Origin of the sequence: Trichococcus sp. (genome assembly GCF_049684335.1) — a bacterium.
Taxonomy (GTDB): Bacteria; Bacillota; Bacilli; order Lactobacillales; family Aerococcaceae; genus Trichococcus.
On record NZ_JBAVFV010000050.1, the window covers coordinates 30,777 to 47,144 of the forward strand.

Below are 16,368 nucleotides of genomic sequence, written 5' to 3' on the forward strand. Positions count from 1 at the left end.
AGCGGAATATCGTATTATGGAGCAGTCTCTCTGCTCACCTGTAGAATTCTACCACAATAATTTTGACGTGTAAAGTATTTTTCGTTTACATTGTTTGAAATTTAAGGCGCACTATTGCGCTTAATTGTCGGCCTTTTCTTCCAGCAGTATCTCCGCCAACCAAGCTTGCTGTTTTTTCGACAAAGTGATTTTCCCCAACATTTCCGGACGTCTCAGCCAGGTTTTGCGCAAAGATTCTTTTTCTTGCCAATCAGCGATTTTCTGGTGGTTGCCGCTGAAAAGCACTTCAGGAACGACATCCCCCCGGAAATCGCGCGGTCGCGTATATTGGGGATGCTCGAGTAAGCCGGTCGAGAATGAATCAGTCTTGTTCGATTGTTCATTGCCCAATACCGCCGGCAACAGACGTACTGTAGCGTCGATCATGACCATCGCGCCCAATTCGCCTCCGGTCAGAACATAATCACCAATCGAAACTTCATCCGTAACGTGTTGCTTGATGCGTTCATCGAAGCCCTCGTAATGACCGCAGATGAAGACAAGGTGCTCTTCTTCGGCAAACTCTTCCGCCAGATCCTGATTGAAGGTTTTTCCGGATGGATCCAAAAGGACAATCCTTTTTTTTGTTTCGGGAGACTGGACCTCGATGTCCGTCAGCGCATCCACTATCGGCTGCGCCCGCAGCAGCATGCCTGCTCCGCCGCCGAAAGGATAATCATCGACGGAATTGTGTTTGTTTTCGGAATAATCGCGGAAGTTCGTGCAAGTGATCGAAACACGACCACTCTCGATCGCCTTCCCGATGATCGACTCGGACAATGGGCCTTCGAACATCGCCGGAAACAACGTCAATATATCTATCTTCATCAGTCCATCATTCCTTCTAGAAGGTGGATTGTGACCTGTTTATCTTCCAAAGATACCTTTTCCACTACGGAAGCGAGATACGGAACCAATAAATCTTTTCGGCCTGGTTTGGATACAACCCACACATCATTCGCCCCAAGCGGCAAAATTTCTTTGATGATACCCAATTCTTCGCCGGCATCACTGACGACGGACAAGCCGATGATCTCATGATAATAGAACTCATGATCCGAAAGGTCCTCCAACTGTGTTTCCGAAACCCGCAGGATCCCACCTCTGAACGGCTCAACCTCTTCGATCCGATTGTACCCCTCGAATGTCAGCATATTAAAATTCTTGTGCACGCGGTGGCTGGCTACTTTCAGAGTGATGGGTTCGCTGTTTTCGCGGAACAAGTAGAGCGTAGCCCCTTTTTTGTAGCGTTCATCCGCAAAATCAGTGCTGGAAATGACACGCACTTCACCCTTAAGCCCTTGCGTATTCACAACTTTTCCGACATCATAAAATTTTTCCATTTTTCACCTCTCCTTACATAAATCGTACTGTCAACGTTTCTGTACATAATAAAATAGAAGGGATAAGTGCTACAATTGTATCATCATCCGCTTCTATCTATTCGCTATTAAGTTAGGCATCCACCGAGTGGAAACGACCGGATCCGCAATTGAAGCGGATTATTCGGCCCCTTCGATCACAAGGCGGACACGTTTTGTGCCTTTGGTTCTGACACTGTATACAATTGTACGGATCGCTCTAGCGACACGTCCCTGTTTCCCGATCACACGGCCGACGTCCTCGGCATCAAGATGCAAGTGATATTCCATGAACTCACTTGTCTCTTTGATTTCGATGGACATCTTATCATCGTGGACGATCAAAGGTTTGACAATTGCCAGGATTAAATCTGAAATTTCAGGCATTTAAACCACCCTTTTATTTAGCTAACTTAGAGTCGTGGAATTTTTTCATAATACCTTGTTGAGAAAGTAAGTTACGAACTGTATCAGAAGGTTGTGCACCTTCAGCTAACCATTTCAAAACTAACTCTTCGTCAAATTTAACTTCAGCTGGTTCAACAACTGGATTGTATGTACCTACTTTTTCGATGAAACGTCCATCACGTGGAGAACGTGAATCAGCTACAACGACGCGGTAAAACGGGTTTCTTTTAGAACCCATACGTTTTAAACGAATTTTAACTGCCATTTATATAACACCTCCATATATCTATATCTCACATTTTTATATATTACCAGTTTTCCATTTGCTTGTAAAGTGTTTTCTCTTTACACTTGGAATTATTTTTTCTTTTTCTTCTTTTTGTTCATTCGTCTGGCCATTTGCTGCATGGCCATCTTGCCCATCTTGCCTTTCGGGCCTTGTCCAAGGAGACCTTCCATCCCTGCAAAATTGCCTTTGGACATCTTGTTCATCATTTCCCTGGATTCGTTGAACTGCTTGATCAGACGGTTGACTTCCGCCAATGATCTTGCGGAACCTTTCGAGATCCGTCTGCGTCTGCTCTGCGACAGAAGCTCAGGGTTTTCGCGTTCAGCGGGCGTCATCGAAAGTACGATTGCCTTCATGTGGGCCACATCTTTGGGATCGATCTTCATTTTGTCCAGTCCCGGAATGTTGCTCATGCCCGGAATCATCTTCAGGAGGTCTTCAAGCGGCCCCATGTTGGTAACTTGATCCATCTGCTCGATGAAATCATTGAAGTTGAAGGTATTCTCGCGAATTTTCTCAGCCATTTCCGCCGCTTTTGTCTCATCAAAATCTTGTTGCGCACGTTCGATCAACGTCATTAGATCGCCCATGCCCAGTATTCTGGAAGCCATGCGTTCAGGGTAGAACGGTTCAAAGTCTTCCAACTTTTCGCCTTGACCCGTAAATTTGATTGGCTTGCCGGTTACGGAACGGATGGATAGCGCAGCCCCGCCGCGTGTGTCCCCGTCCAATTTGGTAAGGATGACACCGGTTATGCCGAGCTGTTCATTGAAGGATTGCGCCACATTGACGGCATCCTGCCCCGTCATCGCATCTACCGTAAACAGGATTTCCGTAGGATTGACGGCAGCTTTGATGTTCTTCAACTCTGTCATCAACACTTCATCCACGTGCAGTCGTCCCGCCGTATCGATGATGACCAGATCGCGTCCATCGAGTTTGGCTTGCTCAACTGCCTGCTTCGCTATATCGACCGGATTTGCTTCGGTACCCAATGCATACACCGGGAAATCCAATTGTTTGCCCAATGTCTGCAACTGATTGATCGCCGCTGGACGATAGACGTCGGCTGCGACCAGCATCGGGCGTTTGTTCTCTTTTTTCTTCATGTAATTGGCAAGTTTTCCGGCAGTCGTAGTCTTACCTGCACCCTGCAGGCCGACCAGCATTACGACAGTTGGTGGCTTGGCAGAAAATTGGAATGGTTCCTGCTGCCCGCCCATCAATTCCGTCAGTTCTTCGTTGACGATTTTAATGACTTGCTGTGTCGGTGAAAGCGACTCGAGCACATCTGAGCCCAACGCTCGTTCATTCACTTTTTTGACGAATTCTTTTACGACTTTAAAATTCACGTCAGCTTCCAGCAAAGCCAGACGTACTTCACGCATCATTTCCTTCAGATCGGCTTCCGAAATTTTACCTTTTTTGCCGATTTTGGTCATCGCGCCTTGGAGACGCTCGGATAACCCTTCAAATGCCATATTTGCCACTTCCTAACTGTTTATTCGTCTTTGTCATCCAGTTCTTCCAGATTGTTGATCAAGCTCTGCAAAGTTCTGTCTGCGGGATATTTTTCTTCGGCATAGTTCGCCAATTCGTCCAATTTTTTGTTTCGGAGGCTATAGTTTTGCGCCAATTTCAATTTCTGTTCATAATCCATCAGAATTTTTTCGGTGCGCTTGATATTGTCGTACACTGCCTGCCGGCTGATCGCGAATTCTTCAGCGATTTCGCCCAACGAATAGTCATCACCATAATACAAAGAAAGATAGCCTTTCTGCTTGTTCGTCAACAGGACATTATAGAATTCATAAAGAGTATTCATATTATTGGTTTTTTCCAGTTCCATCAGAATACCTTCCTTCTCATACGGACTTGTCAAGAAAAAAACTTTACACTTCATTAGATTACCGATTTTGCTGAGCTTAGTCAACCATAAATTGTACTGATGCCGTGTTACCGCAGCAAAAAGTAAGGTCAGGCCGGCAATCGCAACGGGATTGCCGGCCTGACCATGCTTCTGTCACCTTTTGCTTATGCAAGCGTTCCTCATCGGGAGGGACAACCCGCTTCGCTATTTTTTCTCAAGCAAATCTTTTACCAGTCCGTAGATGTACTGTTCCGGATCGAACGCCTGCAGATCATCCAAACCTTCGCCTAAACCGACGAATTTGACGGGTATATCCATTTCCTGGCGGATCGCCAGGATGACGCCGCCTTTCGCCGTGCCATCCAACTTTGTCAGGATCAAGCCGGTGACATCCGTCGTCTCCTTGAATTGCTTCGCCTGTATCAAAGCGTTCTGACCCGTCGTGGCATCAAGCACCAACAACGTTTCGGTTGCGCCGCCGGGGATTTCCCTTGCGATGATCCGGTTGATCTTCTCCAATTCCTTCATCAGGTTCACTTTGTTCTGCAGTCTGCCCGCTGTATCGATCAGCAGATAGTCGTAGTTTTCTTCTTTGGCTTGTTTCAACGCGTCATAAACGACGGAAGCGGGATCGCTTTTTGCATCGCTCGTCACGACCGGCACACCGACACGTTCCCCCCAAACTTCCAGCTGTTCGATTGCCCCGGCTCTGAAAGTATCTCCGGCCGCCAACAAGACGCTATTCCCTTGGTTCTTCAACTGATAAGCGTACTTACCGATGGTCGTCGTTTTCCCCACTCCGTTTACGCCCACAAACAGGATAACGGTCGGCCCATCCTCATTTATTTTGATGGTAGGCAATTCCGTCTGGCCTTTTTCATAGATTTCGACCATTTTTTCGATGATGACATTCTTCACTTGTTCTCCGGTGCGCACGTTCTTCATCTTGACCTCATCACGCAGCACATCCGAAAGTGCCAGTGTCATATCAAAACCAACGTCTGCGGATATCAGCGTTTCCTCCAGGTCATCAAAAAACTCTTCATCCACCTCTCTGAAACCGGCGAACAGTTCATTCATCTTCTCTGAAAAGCTTTTGCGCGTCTTCTCCATGCCCTTGTCGAATTTGTCGATGACAATCTTATTTTCTTCGGTTACCGGTGTCTGAACGACATCTTCACCTGTAAACGCGCGTTTTATTCGATCAAATAATCCCATCTGAACACTTCCTCTCTTATGGCTGCTTCTTTTTACGCAAAGACGAACGTTTCGATTGCGTGTGCGACGCCATCTTCCCCGTTTGTCTTCGTGACGAAGCTCGCCCGTTCCTTGATCTTATCGGGAGCGTTACCCATCGCAACGCTTACGCCCGCAAAATCCAGCATCGCCAAATCGTTCTCTTCATCTCCGCAAGCCATAACCTCATCGGCAGTGATGCCCAGATGATCGCATAAAGCCGCGATGCCATTGCCTTTGTCGACTTCAGGATGCATGACTTCAAACAGAAGCGGACGTGATTTCATCATCGAATATTTGCTGTAGAAGTCCGCCGGTATTTTGGCGATCGCTTCATCCAAGACAGCAGGCGCGATACAAAAAACAACTTTATTGAACGCATGCTGCGCTTGAAAGTCTTCGATGTTTTTTTCTACGAACGGCAAACTCGAACTCTGTAGGCTCTTGTACAACGACTCTCTGCCTTCCGGATATTCAGGTTCGTATACGGACTCCAGATCCAGCATGTTCATCGGGATATTCAGTTCTTTGCTCAGATCATAGAGTTCCACAATCTGTCCGTAATTCAACACTTTTTGGGAAATGATTTCCGATGTTTTATTCTTTTGCACCAATCCGCCGTTATAGGTGATCGAGTAATCTTCTGCTTGAAGCAGGTCCAGTTCATCCACATAATCTTTGATGCCCATGAGCGGGCGTCCAGTACAAAGGACAATCTTCACGCCGGCTTCCCGGGCGCGGTGGATCGCCTGTTTATTCGCATCGCTGATCTTTTTGTCAGGATTCAGCAACGTGCCATCCAAGTCGAGTGCAATCAATTTAATCATTTATCTTCATCCCCTTAACCTATGTCTTCGTAATCTTCAAATTTGACTGATGCCAAGCGGGATACACCGGAATCCTGCATGGTCACACCGTACAATGCATCCGCTTCTTCCATCGTGCCTTTGCGATGGGTGATCACGATGAACTGAGTCAATTCGGTTGATGCTGCCAGATATTTCCCAAAACGGGATACATTCGCTTCATCCAAGGCAGCCTCCACTTCATCCAAAATGCAGAACGGCACCGGTTTGACCTCGATGATGGCGAACAGGAGCGCAATCGCCGTGAAGGCTTTTTCCCCTCCGGAGAGCAGGCTGAGCTGCTGGAGTTTCTTGCCTGGTGGCTGCGCGACAATTTCAATGCCGGTTTCCAACAGGTCGTTCGGATCCGTCAGCTCCAACGTCGCTTTTCCGCCACCGAATAATTTCGGGAAGGTTTTTTCGAATTGCTTTTTGATTTGAATGAAAGTCTCCTTGAAACGCAAACGGACTTCATCATCCATTTCGTTCATCGTGTTCAGAAGGTTTCCTCGGGCAGACAGCAGATCCGTCTGCTGTTCCGAAAGGAAAGTGAACCTTTCGGAAATACGATCATATTCCTCGATTGCACCCATGTTGATCGGGCCCAGCTCTTCGATGTCCTTTTTCAGCTGTTTAACTAGGCGGGTCGCCTCTTCAGGCTCCTGGGTCAACTGATGGTCCTGTTTCGCGGCTTCAAAGCTGAGACCGTACTCCTCGCTCAAATGCGCAAGGTGATGGTCAATGGCGATTTCATAGCGCCCGGCATTCGTTTCCAGCTTGGCGTGCTCACTCCATAATTTTTGGAGATTTTTATTTTTTTCGTTCTGTTCGGTTTCCTGAACGGCACGATTCTGTTCGGTTTGCTTTTTCCGCTCCCGCAACTGTCTCAAATCTGCATCAAATCCAGCTTTTTCTGCAGTAGTGGACTTCAGCTGCATCGTGATCTCTTGGATGGTCAGCGTCTCCGTATCGGCCAACTTGGCGACTTGATCTTGTTTGCCTTTCAGCGAGCTGATGACTTCCTGCTCCGTTTGGATGCGCTCAGTCGACAGTTTCACGTCACGCCGCAATTGCTTTTCCTGCTCCTGTAGGACAGCAAGCTCTTGGTCTGCCTGCTGACGGTTCGACTGGACGTCCTGCAGCAGTTTCAAGCGCTCCTCTTCATCCAAGCTGGATTCCGCTATATCCTTCTGAAGCTGGTCGATTTCGCTGTTGAGGACGAGCAAATTTTGTTGGGCTTGGGCCAATCGCGTTTGTCTGTCCTCTTTCTCTTCATAGAACATGCGCTTTTCATATTCATGTGCGGCCGATTCTTTTTCTTTCGTTGCGATTTCAGCTCTCACTTGCTGCAGGGAAGCTTCCCTTTGCTGCAGTTCGAACTGTTTGATGGTCGCTTTTTGGCGTTTATCATCCAGTTCCTCCTGCAGACTTTGTTGCTGCAGCGACCATTTCTCTTGCTCGCGCTTGAGCTGATTGTATTGGACGGACAACTGTTGCACATAGTCGGTCAGCTTGTTCAGATTATTTTTTCGGGCCAATAAGGATGCCTCTTGTTGACGCCTTGTCGCACCACCCGTCATCGATCCGCCAGCATGGATGACATCCCCTTCAAGGGTTACGATGCGATAACGGCTCTGCAATTTCTTGGAAATCTGCAAACCGTCCTGGATATTTGACGCTACAATCGTTGTCCCCAACAAACTGCTGACGATCGCATTATACATTTCCTCATGATCGATCAGCTCATTCGCGATGCCGATATATCCGGGGCTGTTCGCCAATGTCGTCCGCACAGCCGCGGGCAAAGACTTGCCCTGGATGACTGTCATCGGCAAGAACGTGGCGCGCCCCAAGTGTTGGGCTTTCAGAATGCCGATACATTGGGAAGCAGTACGTTCGTCCGCGACCACGATGTGCTGCATCGTGGCTCCCAAAGCGATTTCGATGGCTAAGGTATATTTTTCGGGAACTTGGATCAATTCAGCGACTGGACCACGGATGCCCGGAACGCTTTCCCTTCTCCGAAGCATTTCCTTTACGCCTTGATAATAGCTGGCATAGCTGTCGTCCAACTCCTGTTGGCTTTCGCGCCGGGCTTCCGCCTGCTGCAGATTCCGGGTTACGGTATCCAGCTCCGCGTTCAGTTGTTGGAGCTTGGAGACAAGCCGGAAGCTGTTTTGTTTGCAGTCGTGCAGTTCCGATTCCAGATTGGCATTTTCTTCAACAAACTGGACATATTCCTCATTCAACGATTGCTGTTTTGCTTTGAGTTGGCGCAGATTCTTCCTGAGTTCGTCGCCTTTCGAAAGGAAACGGTGCTCCTGTTCGGTTGCAAGCGTCATTTCTTTTTCAAGATGGACGGTTGTGTTCCGGTTGCTGGATTGCTCCTGCAACCTGTTGATGTAATCATTCCGGAGTTGCTGGACAAGCTCCGCCTTATTTTGCGTCAGCTGCGCTTCTTTTTCGGAAAGGCTCGCTCTTTTTTCCGAAAGCTCCTTCCTCGCTTCCACTTTCGCCGCAAGCTCCGTACGCAAGGCCGCCAGATTGGCTTTTTCCGTCTTGATCAGCGCCTCTTTTTCAGCGATGATCTGGGCTTGCTCTTCTTGATTTTTTGACGAGTACATCGCTCGTTGTTGGAAGACTTGCTTTTGCCCTTCTAGCTGCTCCAATTTCTGGATGACAGTGACATAGCCGGTCTGAAGTGTTTCCAACTGTTCGTCGCACATATCCAACTTTTGTTTCAGTTGCTGCAAAGCAGTCTGCGTGCTTGCTAGAGACCGTTCTTCCGTGCTGATTTTTCGGTCGTACTCGCTCAGCTCGCGTTTGCTCGTCTGCCACTGCGCATTCAGCCGCTCAATTTCGGAAGCGGTCAAAGCAATTTCGATCTCGCTTAATGCTGATTTTTTATCCTTATACGCCAAAGCCGTTTTCCGTTGAGTTTCCAGCGGAGCGAGTTGGCTGTTGATTTCGTGCAGGATGTCCTCGATCCGATTCAGATGCTCTTCCGTTTGTGAGAGCTTCCGTTCGGCACTCGTTTTGCGGTTTTTGTATCTGGCTACCCCGGCAGCCTCTTCAAGGATGATCCTTCTGTCCTCGGGTTTATTCTGAAAAATCTGTTCCACTTTCCCTTGCGAAATCATGGAAAAAGAGTCTTTTCCGATACCCGAATCCATCAATAATTCTGTTATGTCTTTCAATCTGCATGGTTTTTTGTTGATGAAACAATCACTGTCGCCATTGCGGTTGTATCTCCTGGTGATGCTCACTTCGCTGAATTCCAGCGGCAGGAATCCGTCCTCGTTGTTCAGGATGAGGGTAACTTCAGCAATGTTGACAGGTTTGCGTGTCTGCGATCCGGCAAAAACGATATCGTCCATTTTTTTCCCGCGCAGATTTTTTGCGGATTGTTCCCCCAACACCCAGCGGACAGCTTCCGAAAGGTTGCTTTTGCCGCTCCCGTTCGGCCCTACTACTGCTGTCACACCTTCATCAAATTCGATTACGGTTTTGTCGGCGAATGATTTGAAACCCGACATTTCTATTCTTTCAAGATGCAAAGATAACATCCTTTCCGGTGAACCTTGCTTTTCATTTTTTTATAGATTCCAAAGCGTTTTGTGCCGCTTTCTGTTCGGCGGCTTTTTTACTTGGGCCTTGTCCTTGGCCCAGGACTTTTCCGAAAGCTCGCACTTCCACGTCAAACTGTTTTGCATGAGCAGGACCGTCTTCGTTCAGGAGGATATATTGGATATCCACGTCCCCATTTTTTTGCAGTTCTTCCTGAAGGCTGGTCTTGTAATCCATCACATGTGAAAAAGCATCCTCTGTTAACTTCGTGATCATGACTTGGTTAATGAATTTTCTGGCGGCTTCGATTCCTTGGTCTAGGTATACGGCTCCGATGAATGCTTCGAACACATCACATAGCAAAGCCGGACGTTGCCTTCCGCCCATATTCTCTTCCCCTTTACCCAAACGGATATAGGAGTCAAAATGGCAGTCCTTCGCGAAAGCGGATAAGCTTGGTTCACAGACGATCTGTGCACGCAGACGGGTCATTTTGCCTTCATGCCACGTATCATAGGTATGAAACAAATAATCGGAGATGACGACTTCCAAAACTGCGTCGCCTAAAAATTCCAGTCGTTCATTGTCCTGCAATACCAGATGACGATGCTCATTCACATAAGATGAATGGGTAAATGCTTCACGCAAGAGTTTCTCATTGCTGAAAACAATCGAGAAATCAGTTGCTATTTGTTTGACTATTTTTTCCAACTTGTTCCCTCCTTTCCTTGAATGGACTCCTTGCAGTCAAGGTACTTTTGAAAATAGAGTCCTTTTTCATTATACGACAAATGCTTGCCATAAGCACGCAAATTTCGTTCTCGAACAGTCTGTCCGTTTTCATAAGAAAGAGGCTCAGACAAAAGTCCGGGCCTCTTCCTCATTTCTGATAAATAAACTGATCGTACGCTACCGAACAGGGTCTTCTGATGTCAGCTCGATGGTTTCCCATCCTCTGGTTGCACCATAACGGATATTGAAGTTCTTGACGCGGTTATTGACAGCAAAAATCTGCGTACGCCAGAAAGTGGGGATGACAGGAACTTCCTCAAACAGCAACGCTTGCCATTCTTGATAGATTTCCATCCGCGCATTTTCGTTCAAGGCAGCCTCAGCGTTGATCTGATCCAATAAAGTGTCATTCTTTTCGTTAGTCCAACGGGTATAATTGAGAGAACTGGTACGACCAAACATTTCGGTCGGATTGGGATCCATACCTGTCCCCCAGGTTGCTTGATAGACATCAATAGCCGGACTATCTGATGCAAGCATATCATGGAACTTCTGATATTCAATCAATTTTCCTGTGGCGAGCGAGACATCCAAACCGATTTCTTGCCATTGCTGGATATAGTAGGCAACAACCGTCTCCGTAGCGTCTCCACCTGCCACGGCCGCAAAGCTGATTTTGAGTGGCTCTCCGTCCGGTGTTTCCCGAAAACCATCGCCATCACTGTCCAGATATCCGGCCTCATCCAGTAGCTCTACGGCCTTTACAGGATCGTAACTGAAGCCCGTTGACTCATTCTCACTGAATCCTTCAAACTCTGGCGGAATCATAGCGTTTGCCGGTTGCTGCAGCCCGTCGAATAGGACCGCGGCAACAAATTCATTGTCCAGTGCATACGCCATCGCTTGCCGCAATGCCGTATTCGCCATTTTTGAACTCAGATTAAGGCTGTTGTTGCCTGATTCAACATCTCGGGATCCTAATTTGAACCCAATGTAAGTTGTCGCCAATTCTTTTCTGCCCAGCAAGGTTATATTGTCGAAATCTTTGTAGCTTTCGTAAGAGCTTGCCGGCATGACAGCGACGTCGTAATTTCCTGCTTCCATTTCGGATACGATCGTTGCCGCCCCGACTACTTCAACAAGGATATTATCCAGTTTCGGTTTCCCTTTCCAATAATATTCATTGGCTTCAAAAAGGACCGACTCGCCTGGAACAATGGCTTTGACCCGGAACGGACCCGTCCCTACTGGTTGTTCACGGAGTTGTAAGGCATTCATCATTTCGGATACAGGAATACTTCCCAGTTGATGCCTTGGTAGTGGTTGGCTCCACAAGGCTCCTCCTGCCTGCATAAGGGACGGATTCAATTCTTCGAAAGCGATGGTGAGGTGCGTATCATCCAATACTTCGATACCGCCAATCGTATCTGCAGTGCCTTCATGGTATTCGGTCATGCCCACGATATTCGCAAAAGCCGCTCCATAAAGGGATCCGGCATAGTCCGGATGCCCGATCACCTCATAGGCATACAGGATATCATCAACTGTAAGTGCCGCTCCATCCGACCACTTCAGGTTATCCCGTAATGTGATCGATACTGTTTTTAAATTTTCATTGCGCACAAACGTGGCCATACCATCTTGCGTAAGCTGAAACTTCTCATCATACGAAAAAATGGATTCATGGGAAAAACCCATGAGTTCCTCGTCATAAGAATCTTCGGAAAAAACAGGGCTGAAAATACCTTGGAAAGAGGATTCGGCAACCAGAGCGTATTTCAACACTCCGCCGGCGATGGCAGGAGCATCGCTGTTCATGACAGTATCGAATTCCTGTATGACAGCTGATGAATTGGACAAGTCTCCGTCCGTTTCCAATAGGATATCCTTGTTTCCGCAACCGGCCAACAGCGCAGCCAACAAGAACGGAACAATCATTTTATTCAGCATACCTCATCCTCCTTATTATCCTTGCATTTGTTTAGCATCTGCCGCCCGCCGCAATGCTTGTCCGACATAAATGATGCACAACAACACTGCAAAGATGAGTATGGATGCTGGTAACCATACCCATACATAGTTTTCAAAGACTGTGGGGGAAATGGCATAGCGCAGTAAATTACCTATACTCGGCATGCTGTATGGTAACCCTAAGCCCAAAAAACTCAAACCTATCTCCATCCCGATATTCCTTGCCAAGGACATCGTCGTATTGATGATGACCAGGGAACTTAAATTAGGCAGGATTTCACGGAACATGATCAGCAAGTCGTTTGTCCCTGCAGTTCTGGACGCCCGCACATAGTCATGTTTGGCCTCCGCACGCGTCCGGTTACGAAAAACCTTTGATTTCCCAGCCCAGCTGAATGCGCTCATAAGCAATATGAAAGTAAAGAAATTGTATTCCGATACGATGGCTACCAGCACGAGAACCAATACACTTGCTGGCAGAAACATGATGAAATCAACAGAGCGCATAAGCAGGACATCCAGAACTCCCCCGTAATAGCCTGACAACAGACCCAATCCGATTCCGATAAATCCGGTCAAGACTGTCACGGCGGTCCCCGCCACTAGCGAGGTGCGCGCTCCCAGCAAGATTTGGCCCAGTACATCCCGTCCCGCTTCATCCGTCCCCAACAGATGGTTATTCCCCGGCGAAGCATACCTGTTCAACAAATCTACCTGCAGGACTTGACTCTCATCAAAAAAAAGGGAGCCAACAAAGACCAAAAACAAGAGAAAAACGAGCGTTCCAAAAGCAATGACCGCCAACTTGTCTTTTCGGAATTCTCTTAGCATACCGCGGAAATCAACAACTATTTTGGTTTCCTCATTCACTTCGTGGCTCAAACGGTGCTCGCCTACCGCAATGGAGGCAATCTCCGTCTTCAACTCTTCCATTCTTCCTGCTTTCTTTTCTTCCTCCGTATTCAACATATCCCCCCTTTCTTCTTGCTATCTCATCCTAACGCGCGGATCCGCAATAGTCAAAATGATGTCAGATACTACCGTACCGATCAAAGCAGCCAGCCCATAAATCAGCAACAAGGCAACGATGACACTGAAATCACGTGAATTTAAAGAACTGATGAACAATCGGCCGATTCCCGGATAGGAAAAGATGTATTCGATAAAGATGCTGCTCCCTATGAAACCGGTAATGTCATAGCCCAATAGAGAAGTTACCGGCATACTCGCATTCCTGAAAATGTGCCTTCGATACACCATGCTCTCCGGAACCCCTTTTGAGCGGGCTGTCAGTACATAATCTTCTTGCTTTGCCTCGATGATACCCGACCTTAACCGTTGGATGTTGCCTGCGGATGCCGAGAGGGCAAAAGTCAGCGCCGGTAACGCTAAGTGGTTGAGTCTATTCCAAAGAGAAGCAAATACACCTAGCGTTTCCGGCAACAAGGGCATACCCCGCGTCGGAAACAATTCCAGTTGAAATCCAAAAAGCCAAACCAACAGCAAGGCAACAACAAATATCGGCGACGCAAAACTGATGTTGTTCAAAAAACGAATGATTTTATCTCCCAAAGAGCCATTAAAACGTCCTGCATATATGCCAAGCGGAACAGCAACCAGATATGATAACAAGAGCGAGGCCGCTGCCAACCAGAGCGTGTTGCCAAGCCTTGCGCCAACCAGAACATCAACAGGCATCCGGTAAGTGTAACTGAGGCCGAAATCCCCGCTGAGCATATTTGTGATCCACTGCAGATACCGAATGTACCAAGGATTATCCAGGACCGCGCTCACTTGGATCGCGTCAACGCTGTTCTGGTCCATCCCCGGGATGATCAGCCCAGTCAGAGCATCTCCAGGCATCCATTGCGCCAGTGCAAACACCAATAAACTGAATGCCAACAGTTGCAGAATGATAAAGAAGAAGCGTCTCAGAATTCTGTTCCACATCGTTAACGCTCTCCTTTCGATGGTTTTCCGGCAATCTGATGCGTTTTCGACAACGGGATCAAATCCCCAACACGACCGTCTTTTGCCAGATAACTTTCCATGCTTTGTTTATATTCTGATTCTATTTCCCGCCGCAAATGCTTGTGCAACTCCCGATTGCCCGGATCCAAGTTCGGAATTGCGGAAAGGAGCCGTTTCGTGTAGATGTGCTGCGGGTTGAGATAGATGTCCTGCCTGTCTCCGTATTCCACGAACCTTCCTCGGTACATGATGGCCAATTCATCACACATCTGCTTCACGACGCCTAGGTCATGAGAAATGAACAGATAGCTGAGTTTATATTGTTCTTGGATACGTTTCATGTAATTCAGCACTTGCGCCTGAACGGAAAGATCCAATACCGAAACGGGTTCATCAGCTATGACAAACTTTGGCCGTAGTGCAACCGCCCTTGCCAATGCAATGCGTTGTCTCTGTCCACCCGTGAATTCGTGAGGATACTTACGTAGCGCATCTTCCGGCAATCCTACCATTTCCAGCAGTTCCAGCACGCGTTTTTTCTCTTCCTGATGGGAAAGCTGCTCAAAATTATGCAAAGGTTCAGAAATGCTCTGCCCGATTTGTTTTTTTGGATTCAGACTCGCACTCGAATCTTGAAAAATCATCTGAACATTGCGTTTGTGGGCTGATTTCCGCTTGCCTATCGCAGAGATTACATCAGTGCCTTCATAAATGATTTGGCCGGCAGTGATCCGCTCCAATCCGACGATCGCTCTTCCGACAGTTGATTTTCCGGACCCTGATTCGCCCACCAGACCGTAATTTTTCCCTGCTTCCAAGGAAAGGCTGATGCCGTCAACGGCTGCAAGGCTCTTTTTGTTGGATAAGAAGCCGCTCTTGAGCGGGTAGTGAACCTTCAAATCCTTGATTTCCAAAAGTCCCATTTTATTCACTCTCCCCTTTAAAACGGAAGGACTCATAGCACGTGCATTTGACAAAATGTCCTTTAGAAATCTCGTGCATTTTTGGTGATTGTTCATGAGCGGAAAATGGGATCCATGGAATCCGTTCCGCAAAACGACAACCCTGTTTAGGCAATCGTTGCAAGGAAGGAACATCCCCTTGAATCACATAAAGTTCCCCGGAATCCGAATCTAGGGCGCCATTCGCCTGCGGCATCGAACGCAACAAAGAACGGGTATACGGATGCTTCGGATCCGTGAACAGATCAACGACAGCGGCTGTTTCGACAATCTGGCCCGCATACATGACGGCTACTCTGTCCGCAATCTCTGCTACGACACCCAAATCATGGGTGATCAGGATGATCCCGGCACCTGTGTCATCCCTCACTTCACTCAACAGATCCAATATTTGAGCTTGAACAGTGACATCCAAAGAGGTCGTCGGTTCATCAGCGATGATGATCGGCGGCTCACAGGCAACAGCAATGGCCACGCCGACCCGTTGGCGCGCTTCCCCGGGCAGCTCATGCGGGTAGCGTGTCGCTGTCCCTTCCGGATCCTCCACTTTAACTTGGAGCAACAATTCGTTCACACGTAGCGCACGTTCCTCTTTTGTCATTCTGGAATGATAAAGCAGCACTTCGTCTATCTGTTCACTTACCGTCATCAAAGGATTGAGGGCCGAAAGAGGATCTTGAAAAATCATCCCGATATCGTTTCCTCTAATGCGGTTATAGAGCGTTTCATTCAGATCGATAAGATTCAGGTTCTGATAGATGATCTCTCCCGAAATTCGGGTATTCGCCTTATTATGGAGTCCGACGATTGTTGTGGCCAGGGTACTTTTCCCGCAGCCGGACTCTCCGACAATCGCCAAAATTTCATTTTTCTCCAGACTGAAGGAAACATCATCCACTGCATCATAGTAGTTCTCCTGCATTCGGAATGCGGTGTGTAATGCGTTTATCTCCAACAAAGGTCTTCCAAGTCCCATCGTGCGCCTCCTTCCATGCTTATATAACTAACTTGATGAAATATCTCCTAACATTATACGTTTAAGCACATTCAAAAACAACCGCTATTTCATTCAGTTTTAATGCATTTCATATTTCTGCCATAATCGGCCCTCTTGGCC

15 protein-coding genes are annotated in these 16,368 nt (G+C 47.6%); all 15 read right to left on the reverse strand.

From position 1 onward, the window contains the following. Nucleotides 1-120: 120 nt before the first annotated feature. The 15 genes from trmD to WBM30_RS09230 all read right to left on the reverse strand — a co-directional run bounded on the left by trmD (nt 121) and on the right by WBM30_RS09230 (nt 16,227). Nucleotides 121-867 (reverse strand): tRNA (guanosine(37)-N1)-methyltransferase TrmD, encoded by a 747-nt coding sequence (gene trmD, locus WBM30_RS09160; RefSeq protein WP_424900432.1) that lies wholly within the window; start codon nt 865-867, stop codon nt 121-123. Beyond that, a complete protein-coding gene (rimM, locus tag WBM30_RS09165; protein WP_424900433.1) occupies nt 867-1,382 on the reverse strand; it encodes a ribosome maturation factor RimM in 516 nt (171 codons plus the stop codon). The genes trmD and rimM overlap by 1 nt, the downstream gene beginning before the upstream one ends. Nucleotides 1,383-1,541: 159 nt before the next feature. After that, nucleotides 1,542-1,787 (reverse strand): KH domain-containing protein, encoded by a 246-nt coding sequence (locus tag WBM30_RS09170; protein ID WP_086628136.1) that lies wholly within the window; start codon nt 1,785-1,787, stop codon nt 1,542-1,544. A gap of 13 nt (nt 1,788-1,800) precedes the next feature. Next, the gene (rpsP, locus tag WBM30_RS09175; protein ID WP_068560440.1) at nt 1,801-2,073 is read right to left on the reverse strand and encodes a 30S ribosomal protein S16; all 273 of its coding nucleotides are present in this window, start codon (nt 2,071-2,073) and stop codon (nt 1,801-1,803) included. A 92-nt stretch (nt 2,074-2,165) separates the two neighbouring features. Continuing rightward, entirely contained in the window at nt 2,166-3,578 is a 1,413-nt protein-coding gene (gene ffh / locus WBM30_RS09180) for a signal recognition particle protein (RefSeq protein ID WP_424900434.1), read from the reverse strand. A gap of 20 nt (nt 3,579-3,598) precedes the next feature. Beyond that, entirely contained in the window at nt 3,599-3,946 is a 348-nt protein-coding gene (locus tag WBM30_RS09185) for a putative DNA-binding protein (protein WP_086628138.1), read from the reverse strand. Between the two features lie 225 nt (nt 3,947-4,171). Next, nucleotides 4,172-5,185, reverse strand: coding sequence for a signal recognition particle-docking protein FtsY (gene ftsY / locus WBM30_RS09190; protein WP_424900435.1), 1,014 nt, complete (start codon nt 5,183-5,185; stop codon nt 4,172-4,174). A 32-nt stretch (nt 5,186-5,217) separates the two neighbouring features. Beyond that, nucleotides 5,218-6,030 carry a sugar-phosphatase gene (yidA, locus tag WBM30_RS09195; RefSeq protein ID WP_424900436.1) on the reverse strand — a complete coding sequence of 271 codons (813 nt, stop codon included), beginning with the start codon at nt 6,028-6,030 and terminating at the stop codon, nt 5,218-5,220. Nucleotides 6,031-6,044: 14 nt separating this feature from the next. Next, nucleotides 6,045-9,605 carry a chromosome segregation protein SMC gene (smc, locus tag WBM30_RS09200; protein ID WP_424900437.1) on the reverse strand — a complete coding sequence of 1,187 codons (3,561 nt, stop codon included), beginning with the start codon at nt 9,603-9,605 and terminating at the stop codon, nt 6,045-6,047. Between the two features lie 31 nt (nt 9,606-9,636). Beyond that, nucleotides 9,637-10,326, reverse strand: a complete 690-nt coding sequence (rnc, locus tag WBM30_RS09205; protein ID WP_424900438.1) for a ribonuclease III — start codon at nt 10,324-10,326, stop codon at nt 9,637-9,639. A gap of 198 nt (nt 10,327-10,524) precedes the next feature. Then, on the reverse strand, nt 10,525-12,297 hold the full coding sequence (locus WBM30_RS09210; RefSeq protein WP_424900439.1) for an oligopeptide ABC transporter substrate-binding protein: 1,773 nt from the start codon (nt 12,295-12,297) through the stop codon (nt 10,525-10,527). A 15-nt stretch (nt 12,298-12,312) separates the two neighbouring features. Beyond that, a complete protein-coding gene (locus tag WBM30_RS09215; protein ID WP_424900443.1) occupies nt 12,313-13,149 on the reverse strand; it encodes an ABC transporter permease in 837 nt (278 codons plus the stop codon). Between the two features lie 156 nt (nt 13,150-13,305). Then, entirely contained in the window at nt 13,306-14,268 is a 963-nt protein-coding gene (locus WBM30_RS09220; protein ID WP_424900440.1) for an ABC transporter permease, read from the reverse strand. A gap of 2 nt (nt 14,269-14,270) precedes the next feature. Beyond that, on the reverse strand, nt 14,271-15,212 hold the full coding sequence (locus tag WBM30_RS09225; protein ID WP_424900441.1) for an ATP-binding cassette domain-containing protein: 942 nt from the start codon (nt 15,210-15,212) through the stop codon (nt 14,271-14,273). Between the two features lies 1 nt (nt 15,213). Beyond that, nucleotides 15,214-16,227: an ABC transporter ATP-binding protein gene (locus tag WBM30_RS09230; protein WP_424900442.1), complete on the reverse strand. Its 1,014-nt coding sequence runs from the start codon at nt 16,225-16,227 to the stop codon at nt 15,214-15,216. Nucleotides 16,228-16,368 lie beyond the last annotated feature (141 nt).